Source organism: Paenibacillus sp. OK003 (assembly GCF_900109515.1).
GTDB lineage: Bacteria > Bacillota > Bacilli > Paenibacillales > Paenibacillaceae > Paenibacillus > Paenibacillus marchantiae.
In genome coordinates, this window is sequence record NZ_FOBD01000022.1 from 1 (window position 1) to 22,190 (window position 22,190).

Genomic DNA, 22,190 nt, shown 5'->3' on the forward strand with positions numbered 1-22,190 from the left:
TTTTCAAAGTGTCCAGTCTATGGGTACCAGTGTAGGCTGTGGTATCCCTTTTATTCAGTCATGTTGATTCATTTCCTTACTTCAAGATCTCGGCCAGTGCAAGATCGAGCGTATCATACTTGAATGTAAATCCTTCTCTTTCCAGCCTCTCGGGAATAACCCAACGGCTTTTGAGAACCAGCTCCGTTTCAGTCCGAATGAATCGCGCTCCCAGTTCCAGCATCCAGCGAGGTGAAGGAAGTCCAATCCGAACTCCCATCTGCCGCCGCAGACTCTCCATAAGCTGGCGATTTGTAACAGGATGCGGAGAGGAAGCATTAAATACCCCCTCCAGTTGCGGATGCTCCTGAACATAGATTACCATGCGGAACAAATCCTCTATATGAATCCAGCTAAACTGCTGGGTTCCAGGTCCTTGTGATCCACCCAGCCCAAAGCGGACCAGATTGGTCAGTGGCTCCATGACGCCACCTTCTCCGAGCACAATGGCAATCCGTAATGCAATCTGACGTGTAGACGGCAGACTGAATTCAAAAAAAGCCTTTTCCCAGGCCTTGGCGACATCCACCGAGAATCCAGAGCCAATCTCGCCCTCTTTCTCCGTCATGGGGCGATCTTCTGCATGTCTATATATGGTGGCTGTGCTTGAATTAATCCATAGTTCAGGAGGATTGCTGCACGCCAGAACAGACTCGCCCAAAATGCGGGTTGTGCGTGTTCTGGATTCCAAAATGATTTTGCGGTTCTCGTCCGTGTAACGGCAGTTTACGGATTTTCCGGCCAGGTTAATCAGCAATTCTGCACCTTCAAGTGCCTGTATAATTCCAGCCTGGTTCTCCCAGGCAATATGACCGGGCTGACGTGAGATAATGAGCACCTCATAACCAAGCTCCTTGAATCTTTGGGCAAAATCCTGACCAACAAACCCTGTTCCACCCGCCAACACAACCTTTTTCACGGTATCCCCTCATTTCCCCATACTGGGTAAAGCAACTACGCTATATATGGACTAACACTGTCTGCGACCGTTTTGTTTGATTTTAATTTATGCCCAAGGCTGCGTATAAGCGATTGCGTTCTTCAATCGCCCATGCGTTCGCTGAGTTTTGCTCCAACTGATACATAAGCTCATCATGGAAATCATGAATCATGAACCCTTCAGGCAAATTCCCCAGCATGGCTGTAAAATTATATTCAGGCAGTTTTCTTTGTCCTTTACCGATCTGCTTCAACCATTCCATCCATTCGGCAAGCGTCAGCACTTCTGCCTGCCATAGTTCGGCCTGTAATCCAAGTACATCCTGAAGCTGCTCATAGACAGATGGCTCGGAGAAGGGACGACAAGCTTGCACAGCCAGTTCATACAACTCGATTACTGCGCGCCGTACCTCATGCTCAAGCTCGATCTCCAACCCTTCCATGAAGTCCTGAACTTGAATTCTCAGCCCGTCATCATATAATAATGGTGCGTGTGCCAACAGACGTACAATCTCTTCCATGTCATGCACTGAAACTTTCTTTTGCTCATAGAGAGCAGGTAACATATATGCTGTAATGATCATTCACTCCTACATCGTTCTTCTATTAATGACGTATATTATATCATGATTTGGCGTTGAAATATTTGAACACTTGAATCGTTTCTTCCAAATCTTCAGGACCTGAATAGATATTCATAACGTTGCCGATTTCGATTCCAAAATCCACATAAGCACTCGCCTTGGCTGTAATGATATGTCCATCAACAACAACACCTTCATTTACATATTTCCCTTGGGCTGTGACTGCTCTCATCTCGGATTCAGCATTAGTCGTAAATGATCTGCTCTCCAATATTTGCGCTTGACCCAACAACAATGTTCCTGCACAGATGGCTGCAATGGGCGTCTTGCGCTCATGAAGTGCTCTGATGAAGTACATCAAGTCCGAATGTTGCAGCATTGCCGTAACATCTCCTCCGGGAATGATGAAAAGGTCCACTTCTGACGGATCAATCTCATTTAGTAGAACAGAGGGATTAACTGAAAATTCTTCATATGACTGTAACGGTCCCTTTTCCAGCGCCACCGTTATGATGTCTCCTTGTGTTTTCATAAAATAGCTGGCTAACATAATCTCAAAGGATACGTATCCTTCAAATAATAATATGTATGTTTTCAAATTTAACTACCTCCTTCCTTATGGTTCTACTCTTGATACATTCCAGTCCGTAATTGTTGTAAAGCCTGCATCCCATTGCATCCCATCAGGCACACCGTCCAGTGGTTTCCAGCCGAACAAAACTCATGGATGCGTCTGGATCATACGGTTGTAATAAAAGCCCACCAGGTATTGTAGCATCTAACATAGTCCCGGATTCTGTGCATTTATAAACATAGAATTGATGTGATACTTCTGCCTGAGAGACAAACGTATTATTTACGTTAGCAGAATACAAACAAACGCCGATAGACGTGTATGTATCTATCTGACAGTTGTTGCTTATCATCTGATCATGAGTCGACCTCATGAATTCGTCATAAGCAGCTTTGGTGCCCCATATCGCCAGGATTACAGCTTGCCGGGGATTCAACAAATTCCAGCCACCTCGTTGCATCACAAAACCCGGTGCCTTGCTTAGTCCCCCCCACTTAAGTTGCGCCGAATAAAATGCTTTTTGATGCTGCTCTTCTACTTCACACCAAATGATCTTAAATAGCATCGTAACACCCTCTCTTTCAAGTCACCACCCAATTTTATTTCAGTCTACCAACCATCTCATTGTACAAGATCCTTTCAGGTTATTGGTATTTTCCACCACAAAAAGACAGCCCTTTACGCTACTTGGCGTCGGTGGCTGTCTGCATGTAAGCACATTATAAATGATCAGTAAATAAACATACTATGTAGGATTATTAAGGATGATTTAGCATTATTTAAGATGTGTAAGCATTTTCTTTTCCTAAGGAACATAACTTTAAAGCCCCTAATCCAATTGGACACTTGAAGCTACCTCAGATACACTAAATGAAATGAGGAGAGCGTCCATGAAAAGACGATTTAGATGCCCCGTTGAAACGAAAAAGGAGTATGTCGTAGAGGTACTGTCAGGCCTTCGAACGGAGGTCGTGGCAAGAAAGTACGGCATGTCTCCTAAAACGCTAACGACTTGGGTTCGTCAATATGAAGATGAGGTGGGGGAACTGGTGGTCAAAAAGCAAGAAGAATCTCAACAAATGAAGCAAGATGCAGCCAATTACCAAGAATTACAGCATAAATACGATGAAGCCTTGAAGCTGCTTGGGGCCAAAGAATTAGAAAACCAGATTCTCAAGGATTTGGTTAAAAAAAAGTACCCCGACTACAAACAGCGATAGTTTGGATTGAGCGTGGTTATCCTGTCCGTACCGTGCTTGGGATCTGCGATGTACCTCGCTCGACCTACTATTATCACTTGAAACATCCCAAACGGCAACAGCCCATAAGTAGCGGACGAAAGATCCCCGGATACTCTTACAATCAGCAGGGGAAACGCATTTCGGACACCCGAATTGTAGGGTTTCTTCGTCGTTTGATTCAAGGGCCGAATGCGGCGTTTGGCTACCGAAAACTGACCGTGTTGTTGCTCCGGAAATACAACGTAGTGATTAACAAAAAGAAGGTGTACCGGCTCTGTAAGTCCTTGGGCATCCTACTTCCTCAGCGCGAACGAACCAACACCGTACCCAAGAAAGTAGCCAATAACCGAGTGGTGGATGCGCCCAACCAGTTGTGGCAGATGGATATTAAGTACGGTTATGTTGCAGGGAAACGTCGGCACTTTTTCCTTGCAAGTATTATTGATGTCTTTGATCGCCGAATCGTCGCTCACCATCGCGGTAAAGCCTGCGACACTCAGAGCATCCTGCGTACCCTCCAGCAGGCTCTGTTCACTCGACGTATCCATAAAACGGAGCCAAAGCTCGTGATTCGTACGGACAATGGCCCTCAGTTTGTAAGCAAAGCGTTTTATGCCTTTTGTGAAGAAGCGGGCTTGGAGCATGAGCGGACGCCAACTCGAACACCGAATAAGAATGCCTTTATTGAATCGTTTCATAGTATTCTGGAACGAGAATGTTACCAGCGACATTGCTTTGAAAGCTACGAAGAAGCCTTTTCCGAAGTAGATCGATATATCCGTTACTACAATAAAGACCGTATTCACGGCAGCCTGTACGACTGGTCTCCTACAGACTACTTGCGCCTGGTGAACGAAGGAACGATTCAACCCAAACCTATTTCGCTATGATGCGTCAAACGAAGAATGAGCTAGCTAGTGTCCAATATTAAGGGGTTGAACCGATAAGACGTCTTATTTGGCCTCTAAACCCTCTTTTTCAAACGTAAGGAACCTCAGACGTGTTATTTCCTAAAAATACCCTGAAGAAACGCTATTAACAGCCCTAAATTCCGATATAGCGTGTCTCAGATTCCTTAGCCTTCTCAGAATACTTTAAACTCCTTAATAACACCTCTCATGTTCGTTAGGGCTCCACCCTCTGCTTCAACCGATAGGGAGAGGAACGTCCACGATTTCGACGAAGCGGAGGTTGAAAAAATAGATCTTACACTGAATATTTTTTCCCTCAGAATCTTTTCGATCGCAGTTACCCTCATATTTTCTTTCCATACTATTCAGAATGTAAAGATATTAAAAAACAAAAAAAGCAACACTCCACTCGTTTAAGAGTGAGGCATTGCCTATTTTAATTTATACGTCGTAAACTGAAAAACCTTCTCGGGTTTATCGCGTTAACAGATAGAGTAATGCTTTGATTGTCCCAAAATACTCCCGGATCATATTGATCGGTTTCAGATAACCCGGTGAAGGAGCCGAGATGCCGTATTCGGCAGCGTAACCGTTCTTGGCGGCCAAATACTTGGATCTGAACATATGGTAATCACTTGTGACAATCATGATCTTGGGATGATCCAGCCCGGATGCATCAATGATTTTTTTGGAAAAAGCCATATTCTCCTGGGTGCTCGTCGATCGATCTTCCATAATGACTTGTGTGGGGCTGATCCCCTGATCAACAAGGTAGTTTTTCATGGCGAGTGCTTCCGGAATCGATTCTCCCGGCCCCTGCCCACCGGATACAATCACTGGCGTCTGCGGATGACTGCGGATATAGTCCAGACTGGCATCCAGCCTTTGTTTCAAGGTCAATGATAATTCTGTTCCCTTGATGCCCGAGCCGAGAATAATAACATAGTCCGCTTCTTCCGGATCATTCGCGTTAAGCTGAGTAAACACAAGTGCTTCGATAATGACAAATGAAACCGCAGCGATCCCGAAGCCAGTAAGCAGAATGCGTTTCAGCAGGATATGCTTTTGGTAATCAATCCGCCTCAACACGATAAAAGCTATAGTGATCATGCCAAAAAACTTCACTGCGAAGTTCCAGCCCCAGAAAACAAGGAAGAACACAAAACATGCAATGAAAAAAAGATCAAGGATTAGGCCTTTTTCTCGTATAAACTTTTTCATAAATCCAGTAACACTCCTTCTCGGGCCTTCACTTCCGTCATATGCCCTTGATTCAGGATTTTATGATCGTGAGCTTGGGCCACTGTTGTTGCCAGCATTTCTTCTCTACACGATGATTATAGTAGTCTGCATCCGAGAAAAACGGACTTTGGCGTACGATTAACGCATACAGATCCTCCAGCCCATGCGGGGCACAGATACGCACCTGACCTTGTTCATCTAACCGCACACCTATGGCTGTGACGATTTCTGGCCAATACCGAAGGGCATCTTCTGTGGATTGATAGGGCTCGTTTCCATTGCGCAGATGCATCCTCGCCTGATTTTTCACCGACCATTTGGAATTGCCTGTCTGCTCGCGAAGCCCTTGTTCCAGCAGCAGGTCCCGCTCCTCACGCATATCTTCCGTATCGTAATAAACCACATCAATATCGCTGTGCAGTTCGCGAAGAGGATAGCCATGAAGTACATCCCAGATATAATTGCGAATATACCCCGCACCTATGTAACACTGAGGCAGATCCAGACTGCGAACCCGCCGCAGGTCGTGCATTAATGGTTCATGCTCCGTAATCGCCTGAATCAACTTTTCCTCATGCAGCATATAACGTCTCTCCCCGTCACTCTGTCCATTTCATTGTAGAGCTATCATTGCTCGCTTTTACATTACCGACACGCTGCTCCTTCCAATATATCATGTTTGAGTACCTGCGATAAAATAAACAAATCCCCTCAGGCAGTCATCCCAGGCTCATCTGAACAGATGTTCCTTAAGATCATTTACCCTGAGGGGATCAATTGAAGAAGATTGAAGAAGCGATTAGGCCAGTGGCTTTTCCGAATACGTGATCTGCTTTTTCTACATTTTACGTTGGATTATCCATAAGCGTCAGTTGTCCATGATTCTCCTGCATGCGGAAAATAACGGGACGTTCCTTCGGATGATTGTTCGGAGCGTGAATGGTGAGACACAGTTGTCCTTCAAACGTCCGAAACAGCATCCCGTGTCCTCCATTATTGGCGAACAACGGCTTGTCATCCTGCTTCCATGGACCTTGCGGTTTGCCGGACACCGAGCGGGCCAGCCCCAGTGTATAACCGTCTTGACCGGATGTGGACCACATCATGACGAGTTCATCATTTTGCATGCGATACAAAAACGGACCATCCGTGACATAACGGTTTCGCTGTTCTCCACCTCCGACAGACCATGGCGCTTCGGAAGCTTTGAATAACAGATCAGGTTTGCCTATCGTTCCTTTCAGATCCGGTTTCAAACGTACCGCGTACATCTCCCCATCCTCCACCTGCACCCATTCCTTGCAAAAGATCATCCACGGATCACCCTGATCGTCCACATACAATGTACCGTCCAGGCATTCCCAATCGGGAGGCGTAAGGGAGCGACACCACAATTCAAAAGGTCCCTCCGGCTGATCAGCCACCAATACACCTGTTACCCGCGGAACACCTTCCGCCTTAAAGCTGGCAAACATATAAAAGCGACCTTCCCATTCATAGACTTCCGGGGCCCAATAGTGGTGATCGGACCAGAAGTCCGCAGGTGCACGGAAGCATGGGGAAGGACCGCTCCAATGGATCAGGTCTTCACTCTCATAGACATCAAAACCGATGGCTGGGCCGTTCCACACATTTTGCCCGATAGAGCCGTATAAATAATATTTCTTGCGCGATGGGATAGCCAGTATGTAAGGATCACGAAAATGAATATCTTCCAAACGGTGCACGTTCAATGGTTCATCCTCCTCATGAAAGCGGTTCATTAACCATGAGTATACACCATATCTCCAAATACTGGAATTCCATTAACCCCACATACCAATCAGCAATATGCCGCCAAAAATAACGATGGAACAGAGAATCCGCTTCTTCCCCTGCTGTTCTTTCAGTAACAAAATACCGAGGAAGGCCGCAAATACTGTCCCTACTTCCCGAAGCGGACCCAGTCTCGCCATTGGCGCCTGCTGCAATGCAAACAAAAACAACAAGTACGAGCCCGGATTCAGCAGCGCACCCAGCATAATGGTTGATCGGTTCTTCTTCCACTCCTGACGCAGTTGGCGGGAAGCGAGCAGCGCCGGAGTCAAGCCGGCAACAAAGCCAATGTTCGTCACTTCAAGTAACGACAGGGGTGAAATATGCTCTAGATTTAATTTGTCCACGAACACATAACTGGTTGTACATAACCCGACACATAAGGCCATAAGCACCGGCTTTGATCCTGTTACACTTGAGCCAGATTTGCCAACTCTGCTTCCCACACCACTCAGCACCGTAAATCCTACAATCATGCAGGCAATACCTAGCCAGCCGAACATGGATAACGTTTCCCCCAGAAAAGCAACACCGATCAATGGCACCAACAAGGTGCTCGTTCCCCGCATAATCGGATAAATCTGCGACAAATCGCCCAATTCATACGTCTGCGATAACAGCCAGGAATACAAGGCTTGCAGCGCCATCGATAACACGAGTAGTGCATAGGCTGGCATGGATAAAGGTTCCCGTACCAATTCCACAATAAGCACAGGCAGCAGTATTACGGTTGGAATCATCATGATGGACCATAAAAATACACTTTTGTTTAAACTGCGTTTGGTGAACATACTCCAGACAGCGTGAGCCATCCCGGAAGCGAGCACCAGAACTATAGGTAAAATCATAATCAAAACGTTCCTCTCTAATGCCTTGCTCTTCTATATTCTCTAATGTGCCAAAGTGCTCTCAGGTTGATGTTCTGGCTGTTCCTTCACGACCGATCCGTCTTCCAGACGAATCCAGGTATCAAAGCTGCGTTGTCCCGCCTGCAATTGAATGACCCGTCCTCCGCGCAGCATGCCTTCCCTTCCATATGTACTGTGTCCACTCGAACGCCCGTAGCAGAGACGAATGCCGTGGTAAGTCCCCTGAAAATCATTCACATGATCATGTCCGCAAAAGGTCCCCATCACATCGCCCATCTCCAGCAGTGCAGAGAACAGACCCGAGTTCACTTGGGCAGAGCAGACAGGTTCGTATTTGCTGCCGTAACAGATCTGTGTGTCCCACATGGACTGATATTCAGGAATCGGGATATGGAAAAACGCCAAGGCTGGGAGCTTCTCCCCGCGGCTGCGGCCGGGATTAACGCGTGTGGATTCAGACATCAGCCACTGGATCTGATTAGGCTGAATCCAGCCATAACCGGGAATGGACTCGAACTGGGAATAGTTCCCCGAATCGAGTAAATACAACACTGCTGCCGGACAGCCATCCGCTCCGGCAATCTCCAATGTGTAATTGCATAGTCCCGCAATCTCACGCGGTCCAGGTTCTGTCACGGTATGCGCATGCTCCTGAATCACATCCATTAATGCATCGGGGGTAATCCGATTCTCTGTATCATGGTTGCCATACACAAAAGCCCACGGAATACCACGCTCTTCCACTACAGACACAGCATCACGGAATGCCTGCTCCGGGTGTTCACATTCCTTATTGCCAGGATCGACTGGTCCCGTGTAAATGACATCGCCTGTAAAGACAACCAGATCGGGCTGTTCCGCTTCAATGACCGTTTTCATTAATTGCCTGGTCCGAAGATCTTCAGGTCGCCCATCTTTCCAGTGTAGATCTGTAAACTGCACGATTTTGAATGCTCCATTTGCTTGAAAAGCAAGCTGACGTTTCACCCTTTTTCCTCCCTGATGATCCATGTACTATGGATTGAAGTTTTCAATGTTGTTTGTTGTGGTTTTACGTTGTTTTATATGATCTTATCGTCACATCATATTGCTGTCAATACATATTAAGAACAGAATTTACTTCTCATTATACTCCTCATTACATTTCAAAATTGACAAGGTCTTCTCTCCAACTTAAACTATTAAAACAACAACAATCCACACTATCTCACAACTCTAAAATAAATAGAACTTTATCGAAACTTCAGGAGGCACAAACATGTCTTTAACGTATGAAGAACGCAGACACACCATTCTTAACCAGCTTGCTACACAGGGCAAGGTTCAGGTACAGGTTCTGGCGGATCTGTTTCAGGTGTCTACGGAGACGATTCGGCGGGATCTGGACCGACTTGAAAAGGAAGGCGAATTGCGCAAAGTATACGGAGGCGCTGTACGTGTACGCTCAGGCATGATCGAAGCCCCTTTTCAAAAGCGTGCGCAGCTTCAACTGAACGAAAAGCAGGCCATTGGCGTGGCAGCCGCCTCTCTGATTGAGGATGGAGAGACCATAATGCTGGACAATGGTACAACAACGCTGGAGATTATGCGGCAGCTGCGACATCGGTCTCAGGTGACCGTCATAACCAACTCCGTCCCCATTCTTACCTGTGCGCTAGAGGAGTTTGCAGGCAAAATCATTTTCGCAGGAGGAGAAGTCACCCCGGTCGTACAAGCCTCTACTGGACCCATTGCTCATGAATTACTCAGTCAATTCAAAGTCAACAAGGCGTTCATCTCAGCAGGCGGAGTTTCGTTAACGGATGGGATCACAGATTATGTGCTGGAAGAGGCACTCATCTCCCGCAAAATGATGGAGCGTGCGGAGGAAGCCATTTTGGTAGCAGATCATACCAAGTTTGGACGTTCAACCTTCGCCCAGATTGCACCTATAAATCAAATATCCATGGTGATCACGGATTCCGGATGTCCCACAGAATGGATAGATGCTCTTCACCAAATGGAAATCGACATGGTTCACAGCATTTGACAATGTGAGCCATTTTCTATATTTTAGAAGTATAATGATCGTTCTATTTTATTCTGAAAGGAGCGTATCACTTCTTATGAGCAGCAAAAAGGAAATGCTGTTGAACGTGGCTGAGGAATTGTTCTACCTGCACGGCTTTCATTCCATCGGCTTGAAGCGAATCATCACAGATGCCGGGATCGCCATCATGACGTTATATAATCACTTCAACTCCAAGGATGATCTCATTGTTGAAGTACTTCGGCGGCGCGAACAGCGCTATCTGGAACAGTTGCGGCAGTATGCCGACAACAAAGCGCAGCCCGTATTCCTCAATTTGGCGGAAGGACATGCACGCTGGTTGATGGAGCATGAGTCGAGAGGATGTTTGTTTCTGCGTGCTAAGGAGGAATTTGGCGGAGATCCAGACAACGTCATCGTACAAACTGTCAACGCGCATAAGAAACATGTGATGACCTTGATCAAAAATCTTGATCCTGCCGCAAGTGACCGTGCAGTGCTGCAATTTAACCTGCTGCTGGAAGGTTCTACCGCACTCGCTGAGACAGAAAATGTAAATAGCGTATGTGAGGAACTCATTCACATGACGCAGAATAGTTTCAAGTAGTCCCACACCGGGTGAGTTAGTAGTTCAACTCACTTTTTTATTTCAACAAAAATATAATGATCGTTCTATCTAAAAGGCGGTGGATTTGATGAAAAAAATTATTTTCCCAGGGATTACCCTTATCGCTGTATGTTATGCATTCGGGAGATTCAGCTATGGGCTGTTTATGCCGGAAATTTCGGAAGCACTCCAACTGGACGATGCCCAATCCGGAGCAATCAATTCCGCAACCTACATTGCGTACTGTCTGTCTCTACTTAGTGCCCCTCTGTTAATTAATCGCATCGGGCACTATCATGTCATTCAAATCGCGGGTGTTAGCGCTGTGCTCGGTTTATTAGGCATTGCCTTGTCTCTAAACGCGTTTGTTCTCACACTCGGCGTGTTTCTCGCCGGATTAAGTACAGGCTTGGCCTCTCCTGCATTGGGTAACACCGTCTATGCTGAGCTTGCACCTGAGCAGCAAGCCAGGGGGAACAGCTGGATTAACACAGGTACCAGCTTTGGCATTATTGTATCCGGTCCGATCTACTGGCTGTTCACCGAGTATTGGCGTTTTACCTACATCTTCTTTGCTGTTCTGGGTGTTGTAGTAGTGTTATGGAATAGACGTGTTATTTCCCCACGCAAAACAGAGCCTTGTACCAAGTCCCTCTGGGCATGCATGAAGCCGACCAGACCCGGTGTGGCTCTGCTCATGGCTTCCCTTCTGACAGGTATCAGTTCTGCGATCTATTGGACCTTTGCCCGAAACTTCCTCACCGACGAAAAAGGGGCCTCCGATTCGGAAGCCGTACTGTTCTGGATTGTGATGGGGATTATGGGGATACTCGGCGGGTGTGCTGGCCGGATTATTGAACGCATCGAAATTGGATGGTCCTATCGGATAGGCCTTCTGCTCTTGTCTGTTTCACTTGGCGTTATCCTTCTTCCATCGATGGCCGCCAGCCCGGTCTCAGCTGTTATGTTTGGCAGTACCTATATATTTCTGACCAGTGTATTCATCGTGTGGGCGACCAGGTTATTTCGTCCAAATACGTCCATCGGAATCAGCCTTGCTTTTCTCGCGCTCGGTGCGGGGCAGTTCATTGGATCATCGATAGCGGGGTACACCATTGAGATGTTCTCCAACACGACAGCATTTCTGGCCTTTGCTGTACTGGGTCTGTTCGGATTACTTATTCGGGTGAAATAGCCAGACCCTTATCCTACAAACAAGCAAACCAACAGACTATACATCCGCTGCACATCTGAAACCCATATGCCCAGTAGATGTATCAGGCGAAAAGTGTATTTGCCAATATCCTTATCTGTTTCGCATGTCAATAACGTTGACGATATGGTCTGATAATTCTCTCGTTCCACACCTGTACTTCGATATACCGCTCCGGTCCGAGATCACCCTGTTGATTCCATTCCTGAGGCCATCCATAGGAATGAATAATGTCCAGTATTTCATCTTTCGTGTAAACCTGCTTACGGTAGGGTTTATCATCCATATAACGCATCGTTGGAAACAAATCACCGTAGGTAAAACTTACGGATTCATCAGGAAGATCCTTCCATGAGATCGTGACCCAATCCGGTTCGGTATACCAAGATTTCAACCATGTGCATGCACCCAGCGTCATATAGTGAGGATAACGGTTGGTCGGTTTCCCACCTTTGGAGATAAACTGCTCGTACGCTTGCCGCTCAAGTTCTCTGCGAATCATCATGTAATCTGCTGATCGCTGACTGGCAAAATTCTCGCCTTCCTGCCGGATACGCTGCGCAACCTCTTCTGCATCCTGCTCGGACAGACTGGAGAGATTGCGGAATGGTCCAACCCTTTTGTCAAAATAATGATACGCTTTCAGATCTGTCATACGGCACCACCTCCATGTACATCTCTTCGTCCCCCATTTTCGTTAGTCATAGTGTACATCATGCCAACATGTATGAAAATAACTATAGTAAACCATTCCCTCTGGTGCACTATGCCATTTCAATTACAGTACCATCTTCCGATCGCTGCTTCACTTCTCCAGAATGATTCAGCACTCTCCGTCCAATAAGTGATAAACTAATAAAAAGGCATTTATCTTCAACAGGCTTAAAGGGAGGTTGTGTGTATGTTAGGCATCAAAGTACAGCAAGTACAGAATCAACTCATCATCCGTTGGCAGCTTTCCAAAATAGAAATTCCCATCTCAGATATTAAAGCAGTTACCCTTGATGATACATATGGTGGAAGTGAGCCTTCAGCCGTTCGAATCGGCTCAGCGTATGGCGCTTCCGAAACAATTCTAATCCGCACAACCCATCAATCCTACATCTTGTTTACTTCCAATGAGGCTTTATTTCCAAAAATCAGTGCCATGCTTTCCAATAATGCAGGTTAGCTCTTTATTCAGACCTCATTCCTCCACAAGAAAGACGTCTCATATAAAAGGTGCTATCTCGATAGGGCTTCACATATCGGTAACCGTGGCCGCACGGCTGGTGAGCGAAATTCGTCAAACTTGCAACGTGCTAACGAATCTAGCGCACCTTAAACGTCCGATTCTCAAGGCATGCCAATTTTAACGAACTTCAGTGACGTTATTTCGGTGCAAACACAGCGTCAAAGCCTAAAAAGCGACGCAATCCATGAAATAACGTCTCTGGGATTCGTTACATCTCAGAATAATGTAAATGAGAGCGAATAACATGTGTAAGTTACGTTAGGCCAAATCAACGCGAACAAGAGGCGTCCACCGTCATGTTCATGACTTATGGGACACCCCCCTTTTTTAAGTTAGTAGAAGTTCAGATGATAGCCCTATCTCCAACTCCACTTCGGTAATTGATCCAGCGTAATGACTTCTTCACTATTATATACTTCCTTCAAATACGCCACGGTATTATGATTGCCACCCTTTAGGAATTCTCCCGTCCAGGTACAGAACCAGCTCCAGTGTACACCTTGCTCTTTCATTTGCTTTGGGTCAGGAATGGAGCCGTTCTCGGCTAAGGCAATGATTTTGCTGTCATTCACCAGTTCACGCAGATTTTCATAACGCTTAGCTAATGGGCTGTGATCACCTGCTTCTGGATACACATCCACACTCACAATATCCACCACATCGTCACCCGGATACCAATCCGGCTTTTCCGAGTTCCACACCCAGATCAGATTACCCAGCTCATACGTGTTGACCAATTGATCATACATTAGGCGGTATAACTTTTTGGCAGGTTCAGGTCCTTGGGCTCCCCACCAGAACCAGCCTCCTTCCGCTTCATGAAGCGGCCGAAATAACACAGGCACCCCAGCCTCCTTGAGTTCTTGCAGATGTACTGCAATGGCATCGATATCCCGGATCAATAAGGTATACTCTTGCGATTCAGGATGAGCCAATGCTGAAGCGAGATCGTAGGTGGTGGCATCCGTATAGAAACCGCGCCACCATTCTTTGCCTGGTTCATCTATCAGATGAGTAGGTGCATTCCAATGCCAACACAATGTCACAATTCCGCCTTGCTGATTCCATGCAATCGCATCCCGAATCTCCTGAGAGATCGCGCCGCGTTCTGTCCTTGATGGAGAATAATCCATGAGATCGAATCCAATTACCGCCGGCTTGCGGCCTGTATTCTCATTAATCCAGTTCAGATTGCCGTAATCCTGCTGACCTGACAGTACCCCTTTTCCATAACGCTCCGCCAAGTACTTCATCAGTTCTCTAGCCTCGGAAGTCGCATCTTTATTCACTAAATAACCGCTTATCTTTTGCTCCGTCATTGAGAATCCCCCATTCCAAGGCAGGGTACATAGCGACCCAAATATCAAAAACACCCGAATTACGCATCCTATACGACTACGCCAAGCCCGGTTAACCAACTACACCTGAGCGTTCAATACTTTCCACGAAATAGCGCTGTACAAATAAATACAAAATAATGAGCGGTGCAATCGCCAGCAGAATTCCTGTATCCACGATCATGGCAACATAATTGGGGTCTGCCTTCATGCCCGAGTTTGAGCCAAAACCCATCAATTGGGGAATTAACTGGTTCGCCTGGGCAGGCAATGAAGCCACCTTCAGCGAGATAAGCGGGCTTTCACTCATGAATAGCGCGGAATAGAACATATCGTTGTACTGCCAGACAAACGAGAACAGAATGACTGTGATCAGCGGTGAAATGGCGTTCGGCAGCATAATTCGGGCAAATGTCCGAAATCCGCCTGCTCCATCAATCAACGCAGCTTCTTCAATTTCCTTGGGCATGCCCTTGAAGAACTGGCGGAAAATATAAATGAACAGCCCCGCCTTCAGCCCACCAGCCGTAGCCGCAGTAATCATCGACGGCCAGTATGTATTCAGCAGGTTGATCCCTTCTCGCCCCGTGAACAGCCGAATCATGCCGAGAAAATCAAAGTTGCGGAAATGCAGATACATGGGCACCATCAGGGTGCTTGTCGGTACTAAAATAGTGAGGATGACTAATACAAACAGCACATTGCTGCCGGGAAAAGAAAAGCGGGCGAAGCCGTACCCGGCTAACGCACAGGATATCGCTGTGAGCAGCGTTGTAATCGTGACGAACAACAACGTATTCGCCAGCAAAGGTAAATAATCCATCACCTGCGCCGCAAGCTTGATATTATCCAGCGTAAAATGCTGGGGAATCATATAGATGGTCGGATTATAGATATCCTGTTTATCTTTGAACGCAACCGAGATTTTAAGAAACAATGGATACAAAATAATAAATGAAATACCAATAATCAATGCATATCTGAAGATGGAATACAGGAGGTCCGATGTCTTGTTTCGTACCCTCTGCATGCGGTAGTTCTCTTTCGGAACCACCACCATGCGATCCGTTCCCGACACAGCCATAGTCTCATGCCTCCTTCAACGTTCGTTAGCTTTCAGTTGTAATGAACCCGTCGTGACAGTACCCATCCCACAACAACCAATACCAGACCGATGACCAGCGTATACAGCCAGGACATGGCTGAGCTCAGACCAAAGTTCTGGGTTTTAAACGCCGTCTGGTAGATGGCCTCCGTCACCGGGCTGCCTGCAAAGGAATCAATAATTGTATAGATGACATTCGTCAGGATCAATGGACTCACCATCGGAAACGTAATTTTCCAGAAGGATTCATAGGCCGTTGCACCTTCAATTTTGGCCACTTCATACATTGAGCCGGGTACCGATTGCAGCGCAGCGAGGAAGATCAGAATCTGTACGCCGGAGCTGCTGACAATATCGTAAATACGCATGATGGCTTCCACGATGTAATCGACATAAGCCATTGGCAGCCCCACATCATTCAGCATTCGGACGATTGAAACGACGTTGAACGAAGCTCCCCCCTCCGCCGACGAATCCACTGCACTGATGTCTCCCATCAGATTGATCAGACCTGCGGACTCGGCCGCCGCCACCGCACTGGAGGCCAGAATGACCGGCAGGAAGAAGATCGCACGCGCCATCGTTCTGCCCTTGAATTTCTGGTTAAGCAGTGTCGCCGTAAATAAACTGAAGAATAGAATCATCGGCACATTCAGCAGCATCGCTCCGACCGAATCCACCAGAATCCGGTTAAATGTTGCATCGACCAGGATGGCATCTTTGAAATTTTTCAAACCGACAAAATCCAGTACATAGCCTCCTGGGGCAACCGACAGATTGCTCAAACTGAACCGGATCGATTGCAGCAGCGGCGTAGCGAACAAGAAGATGAAACCAATCAGCCAGGGCGAAATAAACGCAAGGCCAAGCAGCGCTCTCCGTGATTTCAAGGATAAACGAAGGGTTCTCATCGGTTCACTCCTTCCACTGCATAGTCCGCCCCGCCAACGGTAATTCCATCAATCGTTACCGGATCAGCCGTGTAATTCACCAAAATCCTTGCACCACCACTGTATGTGATACGCACAACCCCATCCTGAACTCGTTCATGCTCGGTTATTGGCTGGTTCCGCAAATGACCTAATACCTCATTCGCTTCCTTGTATAAGGCTGCTGCGTCATCTACCCAATAGGCAAAGTCAGTGGCATAAGCCGAATCATAACTGGTCAGCTTCAGCTTGGACGACGGTTCATACGTCCATTGAAATTGCGGAGCTGAGCCCAACTCCAGACTGCGGAGCAGCTGTTTGCGCAGATCCTGATCCCCTGACGTATTCATTGCGGAAGCAGCGTAGTCCATATATCCATGAATGACCATTTCATAAAAAGGAACTTCCTCATCAGTAATGTTGAACCGGCTGGAGCCTGAGGGAGCATTAACAATATGCTGCGTATATCCCCACGCATACGCATTAGCGGATGACAACATCATGTTCGGATATTCCTGCTGCAGCTTGCCCAGCTGCTCTTTCACGATGTTCTTCGCGGTTTCTCGATGGATGACACGACTATCCCGATAATCCGAGCTCAATACCTGCCCGAGATCACGCAGCGATAATGCGCTGAGTTCCAGTTTGTTGATTTTCCCGGCAAACTCGCTCACCACATACGGCAGCTTGGCGGCCGACAACAGATAATAACTGTCTTTGCTCTGATCCATCCGGTTGAGGGCAGGACTGTATGGATACAGTTCAGCTGTCTCCTTGGTGACAAATCGCGCTGCATCGGAGGATGGGGCAAAGTTCCAATCGTCGTGATAAATAAGCTGAAACGCCACATCAGGGAATAACGCTCCACCGGACTGCTTCAATTGTTCAGACAGATCATGCAAATCGGAACGACTGCCCACTTCACTGTCCAGCTTGACCTGGGTCGGTGTATGGTGGCTGAACCCCCCGCCAAACCATCCCTGATACCGCATCTGCACGCGGTTCACACCTTCCTGCTGCAGCTTGGCAGCCATTTCAGCCGCTTGTTCATATGTCGTCATAGCCAATGTGGTCCGATAAGGTACACCCAGGAATGAAGCTTTTTTGTCCACTGCACCTAACACATCCACGTAAAAAGGCAAGGCTGATTCGTCCTCCAGCGGTTTCAGTACGTTCTGCCCAACCAATTGCTGCTGATACAAACGGGCCATCCCGGAATAGCTGGCATCCTTACCATTAAGGAAATGGTATCGCACCTGAATATCCCCGCGGAATGGTTCCTCGCTTAGTAGCTGAATCTCTTGCATCTTTTGCGAGGTATACATCTCCAGCTCATCCTCACCCCGCAGGGAGAACGTGCCGTAGACGTGGTTATAGCTATTTTGCCTGCCTCCAATATCCGCAGAGATACTGGCCATGGCATCCCCTTTTTCAATCACCGCAAACCAGGCATGTTCACCGTTCTTCAAACCAAAGACAGGCATATGGACAGATTCACTAACCTGCGGGCGACTGAGTGAATTGTCATTCGGATCTGCACCATACACACGCTGTACGTACTGCTCCTCTTTGACCTTTCCGTTATTCAGATGGATCAGACTGCCTGAACCGTCAGGTACAAACATATAACCTTCACCTTTCGTATCTGCAGCACCAAAGTAAGCGAGCAGATCGATATTGCGAATACGGTATTGACCGCTCTCTTTCACCTGACTTAGCGGCACGGTTACAACCAGCGAACCTTGATCCAGCCGATACTCCACCGGAATGACAAAGCTTGGTTTATCCGATGTGCCCCCGCCTTCGACTCCATTCTCCTCATTGTCAAAAGCAAGATCTTCAGCGGTGTAACCCGCCGTCTCAAAGGCATCCAGCATCTTGTTCAGCACAAGCTGCTTGGATATCTGTCCATCCAGCCGTTCCAGCACATCCGGATTGTTCTTGGTTGGATAGTAGCGGGCAGATGTATATCTTGCAACTGTGGCATCCAGTTTCGAAAGGACCTTCTCCTCCAGACGCTGCTTGCTGATCAGTTTGGGCAGAGCATCAATGCCGAGCGAGGTATCCCCGAGCGTGTATATAACACGAATGCCCTGATCCACATTGGCAGCTGCGAACTGCTTGTTGCTGATGCTGGAGCTAAAGTTCGGAAAGTTCTCCAGCGTACCGATCGCATCCCGAAATGACACGTTCAGTTGGGAGGACAACACTTCCTTTTCATAAGCGGAAGCCAGGCCATCCTGATTACGTTCGTTCGGATTGCTGTACCAGATCTGTCCACTCGCTCCATCACGAACGGCAATTTCCGTCGTCTCCTCGTTGTAATAAAGCGCCAGCCCCTGATCCTCGGCGACCAGTTGCATACCCGGCACCCCCTGCGAGGAATCGGTAAGGAATTGCAATGATTCCGTCTCGGTTGGCATAGCCTCTGTTGTTGCTTCAAGATAAGTCGTTGCCTCCACGGCAGGTACTCCCCTGTTATTGATATACAGCAGTCCAGCCGCGATCAGGATCACAGCAGCACCACTGGCCAGCACCGTATATATTCGTTGCCTTTTGTTCACGGATGCCGCCTCCTTTAGGTCCGAAAAATCAACTCGCGGTAGATGTTGTAACCAAATTCATATAACTGCTGCAACATGCTGAACACCAATGCTCCGAGGAACACGATTATGCCCATGACAATTAACGTCAGCAGCATCGTCAGGATCGTTTTGATCACGGTGTACTGGTGTACCGTCATCGTGCCAATGAAGAGCAGCAGCACGAACCAGAAGAACGCGATGCTATTAAACAAATAATAAAAAGCCGTCTCTTCCTGTACCATAAACCGGCTGATGATAATCATCGGGACATAGATCAAAATAATCGGAATAAGTGAATATCCTGTTGCCAGAAAAATCTCCTTGAACTTTCCTTCACCTTCCATTAGGGTGGTTACCGCCCAATTGGCTATGCACCAAAGAAAGAACGGCACTGCAACCGTTGCGATCTCTCCTATGCTGTTGATTGTGCGAGGATCGATGTAATTCACAAGAAACCCCGCGTATTGTTTTTGCAAAATCATCATGATAATGGTAAGCGCCAGTGCTCCAAAAGCAACGGTCAACCTGCCCCGCTGATCCGACTTGAGATCCCAGAATGCATCAATGGGGTGAAAAATGAGATGCAGCGGAAACTTAATGTAATCCTGCTTCACGGTCAATCTGCCTCCTCCGTCTCCATTTAACCGCCACTCGGACCAGGATCAGAATGAAAATCAGTGCGATGGCAAGCGTCAGAAAGGTGCCGAAATGTTCCTTCATCATCTCTCGCCGATATCTTTTGAACGCGACAGAATAACTTTTGCGATCCATACCCAGTTCGAAATAACCCAGAGCTTCCTCGTTTTTCTTCTCCATCAGCAAGGATTTTCCGATACCGATATAGGCGATATCATAGTTGGCGTTAAGCTTCAGCACTTCTTTCCAGATATGAACAGCCTCTGTATCCTCACCCTGATAATGAAGGGCAACCGCCTCATTCACGCTGGCTCCAAACCGTGTTGGCTCATAGATAACCAGATTGCTTTTCCCCCGATCCAGTACCAATTGATGATCCCCGGATTGCTCCATGGCGACTGGTGTTTTGAGCGTTCCCACCTGATTTCCTTTGCCTCCATATACGTAGAGCAGATGACCTTCATCATCGTAAGTAAACACCCGGTTCTGCGTCGCATCCAGCACACTGTACATACCGTTGCCCAGTACCTTCACATCAATCAGCTTGGACGGACCCGGGTTATTGCGGAATCTGATATCTCCTTTGACTTCAAAATAACCAAACCTCTTCAGCACATCCTCGCCGGATGGATTGAGACGTTTAATCGGTTCGCTGGAACCCGGGTCAATATTGGTCGCATATACGAACCCTTTGGTGTCGATATCGACATTGGAAAACTCGGTCGGTACAAACAAAACCATCTGCGCCCGCTGGGCTTTGGTTGAGAGCATCCGCCAAATGTATTCGCCGTAGTCGCGTTCCACCTTGTTCGTACCAACGTATCCAATGAACTGGCCGCGCTCGTCAAACTGCATAATTCCTTCGTAAACACCCTGAGCCACCACATACACGCGGCCTACCCGGTCCACAGTCAATTTCAGCGGCTGGAACTGAAAATTGGTCGCGAGGATATCAGACTCCGGCTTCGTAATCGTATGGACCAGCTGACCTTCCGCATCCAGGACAACTACACGGCTGTTCCCCGTATCAGCGATGTATACTCGATCCTCTTCATCCACGAACAATCCACCTGGCGTATTAAAACTCTCCTTGCTGCCGTCCATCATAAATCCTTCGATCACCCGCAGCAGCTTATAATCCGCGTCCAGGACAACAATTCGGCTGTTGCCACTGTCCAAAATATAAATCTGCCCGGAGGGAGAAACGTTTACATCACCGGGGTCTTTGAATTCGCCAATGCCCAGGTCACTGCCCGAGATGGTTTGCTTGGGCAGATAGGCATCCGGTGAAGGAACGGCCTCTTTCCAGTAGTTGTAGTTATAACTCTCATACGGCGCCGGGGAGGCCGCCGCAGGCACGGCATTCACCAGCAGCAGCGATACTGCCGCCAGGAGAACAAGCCATCTTTTCACTGTGCGTGCCATATCGTTCCCCCTTATTCCTTCATGCCCGAACTCGCCATCGTCTCAATGATGCGGCTCTGGGAGAAAATGAATAGCGTAATGGGCACACTCATCAAAATAAGTGCTACCGCAGCACCTGCCCCGGCCCGGGATATCCCGCCCTGAATGATCTGACCCGCCGCATAGTGCAAGGTCTTGAGCTGTTCACTGTAGATGTACCCATTGCCATCACTGCCCCACAGCATCTGGAACAGCAAAATGATCAAGGTGAGCCAGGCTGGCTTTACATTGGGCATGACAATGGACCAGAAAATCCGGTATTCACTGGCACCGTCAATTTTGGCTGCTTCCAGCAACGCATCCGGGATCTGCTCCATGAACTGCTTCATCAGATACAGACCTAATGAATAGGCAAATGCCGGAATAATGACGGCCCAATACGTATCAATCCAACCCAGCCACGACATGATCATATAGTTGGGAATGGCCGTCACGGCAGGCGTGAACATCAGGGAAAGCACAACAACCTGGAACATGAACACTTTGCCCGGAAATTTGTGCTTGGCGAGTGGGTACGCCGCTGCCGAAGCGAGCAGTACATGGCCCACGATGCCAATGCCCGTAATAAATACCGTGTTGAATATATATCGTGAGAACGGAACCCACGAGTCACTCAGCAGATTCAGCAGATCCGTAAAATTGCTGAACGTTGGATTTTTGACAAATAGCGTTGGTGGAAAAGTAAAAATCTCATCCAGCGGTTTGAACGCATTATTGATCGCATAGATCAGCGGCAGCACCATGAAAGCACCAAATACGAGCAGAAGGGCAAACAGGGAGATGCTTCCTGATAAAGAGCGGTTGACCCGCTTTTTGCCTGTCGCAATTGCAGCCATA

At 47.6% G+C, this 22,190-nt stretch carries 23 protein-coding genes; 6 read left to right on the top strand and 17 right to left on the bottom strand.

Translation table 11 applies throughout. The features are described 5' to 3' along the window. Positions 1-76: 76 nt before the first annotated feature. The 4 genes from BMW94_RS25900 to BMW94_RS25915 form a co-directional block, all read right to left on the bottom strand. A complete protein-coding gene (locus BMW94_RS25900; RefSeq protein ID WP_091001638.1) occupies positions 77-958 on the bottom strand; it encodes a TIGR01777 family oxidoreductase in 882 nt (293 codons plus the stop codon). 82 nt (positions 959-1,040) lie between these two features. Continuing rightward, on the bottom strand, positions 1,041-1,562 hold the full coding sequence (locus BMW94_RS25905) for a hypothetical protein (RefSeq protein WP_091001639.1): 522 nt from the start codon (positions 1,560-1,562) through the stop codon (positions 1,041-1,043). 40 nt (positions 1,563-1,602) lie between these two features. Further along, positions 1,603-2,160, bottom strand: coding sequence for a DJ-1/PfpI family protein (locus tag BMW94_RS25910; protein WP_091001640.1), 558 nt, complete (start codon positions 2,158-2,160; stop codon positions 1,603-1,605). Positions 2,161-2,245: 85 nt separating this feature from the next. Next, positions 2,246-2,701 carry a DUF4937 domain-containing protein gene (locus BMW94_RS25915; RefSeq protein WP_091001641.1) on the bottom strand — a complete coding sequence of 152 codons (456 nt, stop codon included), beginning with the start codon at positions 2,699-2,701 and terminating at the stop codon, positions 2,246-2,248. Between the two features lie 325 nt (positions 2,702-3,026). Between BMW94_RS25915 and BMW94_RS25920 the strand changes: the two genes are divergently transcribed. Both BMW94_RS25920 and BMW94_RS25925 read left to right on the top strand, forming a co-directional pair. Continuing rightward, positions 3,027-3,356 (top strand): transposase, encoded by a 330-nt coding sequence (locus BMW94_RS25920; protein ID WP_091001642.1) that lies wholly within the window; start codon positions 3,027-3,029, stop codon positions 3,354-3,356. A gap of 32 nt (positions 3,357-3,388) precedes the next feature. Further along, on the top strand, positions 3,389-4,267 hold the full coding sequence (locus BMW94_RS25925; protein WP_091001643.1) for an IS3 family transposase: 879 nt from the start codon (positions 3,389-3,391) through the stop codon (positions 4,265-4,267). 495 nt (positions 4,268-4,762) lie between these two features. Here BMW94_RS25925 and BMW94_RS25930 read toward each other — a convergent pair whose 3' ends face one another. From BMW94_RS25930 to BMW94_RS25950, 5 genes are all read right to left on the bottom strand, one after another. After that, a complete protein-coding gene (locus BMW94_RS25930; protein ID WP_091001644.1) occupies positions 4,763-5,509 on the bottom strand; it encodes a YdcF family protein in 747 nt (248 codons plus the stop codon). A 52-nt stretch (positions 5,510-5,561) separates the two neighbouring features. Continuing rightward, positions 5,562-6,113 carry a nucleotidyltransferase family protein gene (locus tag BMW94_RS25935; RefSeq protein WP_368086951.1) on the bottom strand — a complete coding sequence of 184 codons (552 nt, stop codon included), beginning with the start codon at positions 6,111-6,113 and terminating at the stop codon, positions 5,562-5,564. 262 nt (positions 6,114-6,375) lie between these two features. After that, positions 6,376-7,257: a glycoside hydrolase family 43 protein gene (locus BMW94_RS25940; RefSeq protein ID WP_091001718.1), complete on the bottom strand. Its 882-nt coding sequence runs from the start codon at positions 7,255-7,257 to the stop codon at positions 6,376-6,378. Between the two features lie 78 nt (positions 7,258-7,335). Next, on the bottom strand, positions 7,336-8,193 hold the full coding sequence (locus BMW94_RS25945) for a DMT family transporter (protein ID WP_254790370.1): 858 nt from the start codon (positions 8,191-8,193) through the stop codon (positions 7,336-7,338). A gap of 42 nt (positions 8,194-8,235) precedes the next feature. Further along, entirely contained in the window at positions 8,236-9,201 is a 966-nt protein-coding gene (locus tag BMW94_RS25950; RefSeq protein WP_254790371.1) for a metallophosphoesterase family protein, read from the bottom strand. Positions 9,202-9,472: 271 nt separating this feature from the next. Here BMW94_RS25950 and BMW94_RS25955 point away from each other — a divergent pair, with 271 nt between their 5' ends. The 3 genes from BMW94_RS25955 (at position 9,473) to BMW94_RS25965 (ending at position 12,045) form a co-directional block, all read left to right on the top strand. Further along, positions 9,473-10,243 carry a DeoR/GlpR family DNA-binding transcription regulator gene (locus BMW94_RS25955; RefSeq protein ID WP_091001646.1) on the top strand — a complete coding sequence of 257 codons (771 nt, stop codon included), beginning with the start codon at positions 9,473-9,475 and terminating at the stop codon, positions 10,241-10,243. A 76-nt stretch (positions 10,244-10,319) separates the two neighbouring features. Continuing rightward, on the top strand, positions 10,320-10,850 hold the full coding sequence (locus tag BMW94_RS25960) for a TetR/AcrR family transcriptional regulator (RefSeq protein ID WP_091001647.1): 531 nt from the start codon (positions 10,320-10,322) through the stop codon (positions 10,848-10,850). An 88-nt stretch (positions 10,851-10,938) separates the two neighbouring features. Next, positions 10,939-12,045 carry an MFS transporter gene (locus tag BMW94_RS25965; RefSeq protein ID WP_091001648.1) on the top strand — a complete coding sequence of 369 codons (1,107 nt, stop codon included), beginning with the start codon at positions 10,939-10,941 and terminating at the stop codon, positions 12,043-12,045. A 127-nt stretch (positions 12,046-12,172) separates the two neighbouring features. Here BMW94_RS25965 and BMW94_RS25970 read toward each other — a convergent pair whose 3' ends face one another. Continuing rightward, on the bottom strand, positions 12,173-12,718 hold the full coding sequence (locus tag BMW94_RS25970) for a hypothetical protein (protein WP_091001649.1): 546 nt from the start codon (positions 12,716-12,718) through the stop codon (positions 12,173-12,175). Between the two features lie 246 nt (positions 12,719-12,964). On the opposite strand from BMW94_RS25970, the gene BMW94_RS25975 reads away from it, so the two are divergent. After that, complete coding sequence (locus BMW94_RS25975) at positions 12,965-13,234, top strand: SunI/YnzG family protein (protein ID WP_091001650.1); 270 nt, start codon at positions 12,965-12,967, stop codon at positions 13,232-13,234. A 419-nt stretch (positions 13,235-13,653) separates the two neighbouring features. Here BMW94_RS25975 and BMW94_RS25980 read toward each other — a convergent pair whose 3' ends face one another. From BMW94_RS25980 to BMW94_RS26010, 7 genes are all read right to left on the bottom strand, one after another. Continuing rightward, entirely contained in the window at positions 13,654-14,616 is a 963-nt protein-coding gene (locus BMW94_RS25980) for a glycosyl hydrolase (protein WP_091001651.1), read from the bottom strand. A 91-nt stretch (positions 14,617-14,707) separates the two neighbouring features. Next, complete coding sequence (locus BMW94_RS25985; RefSeq protein WP_091001652.1) at positions 14,708-15,718, bottom strand: carbohydrate ABC transporter permease; 1,011 nt, start codon at positions 15,716-15,718, stop codon at positions 14,708-14,710. Positions 15,719-15,750: 32 nt separating this feature from the next. Next, positions 15,751-16,650, bottom strand: coding sequence for a carbohydrate ABC transporter permease (locus BMW94_RS25990; protein WP_091001653.1), 900 nt, complete (start codon positions 16,648-16,650; stop codon positions 15,751-15,753). Further along, the gene (locus BMW94_RS25995; protein ID WP_091001654.1) at positions 16,647-19,232 is read right to left on the bottom strand and encodes a DUF5696 domain-containing protein; all 2,586 of its coding nucleotides are present in this window, start codon (positions 19,230-19,232) and stop codon (positions 16,647-16,649) included. The genes BMW94_RS25990 and BMW94_RS25995 overlap by 4 nt, the downstream gene beginning before the upstream one ends. Before the next feature lie 14 nt (positions 19,233-19,246). After that, the gene (locus tag BMW94_RS26000; RefSeq protein WP_091001655.1) at positions 19,247-19,867 is read right to left on the bottom strand and encodes a YIP1 family protein; all 621 of its coding nucleotides are present in this window, start codon (positions 19,865-19,867) and stop codon (positions 19,247-19,249) included. Continuing rightward, complete coding sequence (locus tag BMW94_RS26005) at positions 19,848-21,314, bottom strand: NHL repeat-containing protein (RefSeq protein ID WP_090954378.1); 1,467 nt, start codon at positions 21,312-21,314, stop codon at positions 19,848-19,850. The genes BMW94_RS26000 and BMW94_RS26005 overlap by 20 nt, the downstream gene beginning before the upstream one ends. A gap of 11 nt (positions 21,315-21,325) precedes the next feature. Further along, complete coding sequence (locus tag BMW94_RS26010; RefSeq protein ID WP_064639582.1) at positions 21,326-22,189, bottom strand: carbohydrate ABC transporter permease; 864 nt, start codon at positions 22,187-22,189, stop codon at positions 21,326-21,328. Position 22,190: the final 1 nt, after the last annotated feature.

Excerpts from the sequence above, each read along its gene's own strand:
- BMW94_RS25930 (WP_091001644.1), bottom strand. The coding sequence starts at position 5,509 with ATGAAAAAGTTTATACGAGAAAAAGGCCTAATCCTTGATCTTTTTTTC.
- BMW94_RS25915 (WP_091001641.1), bottom strand. The coding sequence starts at position 2,701 with ATGCTATTTAAGATCATTTGGTGTGAAGTAGAAGAGCAGCATCAAAAA.
- BMW94_RS25920 (WP_091001642.1), top strand. The coding sequence starts at position 3,027 with ATGAAAAGACGATTTAGATGCCCCGTTGAAACGAAAAAGGAGTATGTC.
- BMW94_RS25985 (WP_091001652.1), bottom strand. The coding sequence starts at position 15,718 with ATGGCTGTGTCGGGAACGGATCGCATGGTGGTGGTTCCGAAAGAGAAC.
- BMW94_RS25955 (WP_091001646.1), top strand. The coding sequence starts at position 9,473 with ATGTCTTTAACGTATGAAGAACGCAGACACACCATTCTTAACCAGCTT.
- BMW94_RS25990 (WP_091001653.1), bottom strand. The coding sequence starts at position 16,650 with ATGAGAACCCTTCGTTTATCCTTGAAATCACGGAGAGCGCTGCTTGGC.
- BMW94_RS25935 (WP_368086951.1), bottom strand. The coding sequence starts at position 6,113 with ATGCTGCATGAGGAAAAGTTGATTCAGGCGATTACGGAGCATGAACCA.
- BMW94_RS25960 (WP_091001647.1), top strand. The coding sequence starts at position 10,320 with ATGAGCAGCAAAAAGGAAATGCTGTTGAACGTGGCTGAGGAATTGTTC.
- BMW94_RS25975 (WP_091001650.1), top strand. The coding sequence starts at position 12,965 with ATGTTAGGCATCAAAGTACAGCAAGTACAGAATCAACTCATCATCCGT.
- BMW94_RS25965 (WP_091001648.1), top strand. The coding sequence starts at position 10,939 with ATGAAAAAAATTATTTTCCCAGGGATTACCCTTATCGCTGTATGTTAT.
- BMW94_RS25905 (WP_091001639.1), bottom strand. The coding sequence starts at position 1,562 with ATGATCATTACAGCATATATGTTACCTGCTCTCTATGAGCAAAAGAAA.
- BMW94_RS26010 (WP_064639582.1), bottom strand. The coding sequence starts at position 22,189 with ATGGCTGCAATTGCGACAGGCAAAAAGCGGGTCAACCGCTCTTTATCA.
- BMW94_RS25945 (WP_254790370.1), bottom strand. The coding sequence starts at position 8,193 with ATGATTTTACCTATAGTTCTGGTGCTCGCTTCCGGGATGGCTCACGCT.
- BMW94_RS25980 (WP_091001651.1), bottom strand. The coding sequence starts at position 14,616 with ATGACGGAGCAAAAGATAAGCGGTTATTTAGTGAATAAAGATGCGACT.
- BMW94_RS26005 (WP_090954378.1), bottom strand. The coding sequence starts at position 21,314 with ATGGCACGCACAGTGAAAAGATGGCTTGTTCTCCTGGCGGCAGTATCG.
- BMW94_RS25970 (WP_091001649.1), bottom strand. The coding sequence starts at position 12,718 with ATGACAGATCTGAAAGCGTATCATTATTTTGACAAAAGGGTTGGACCA.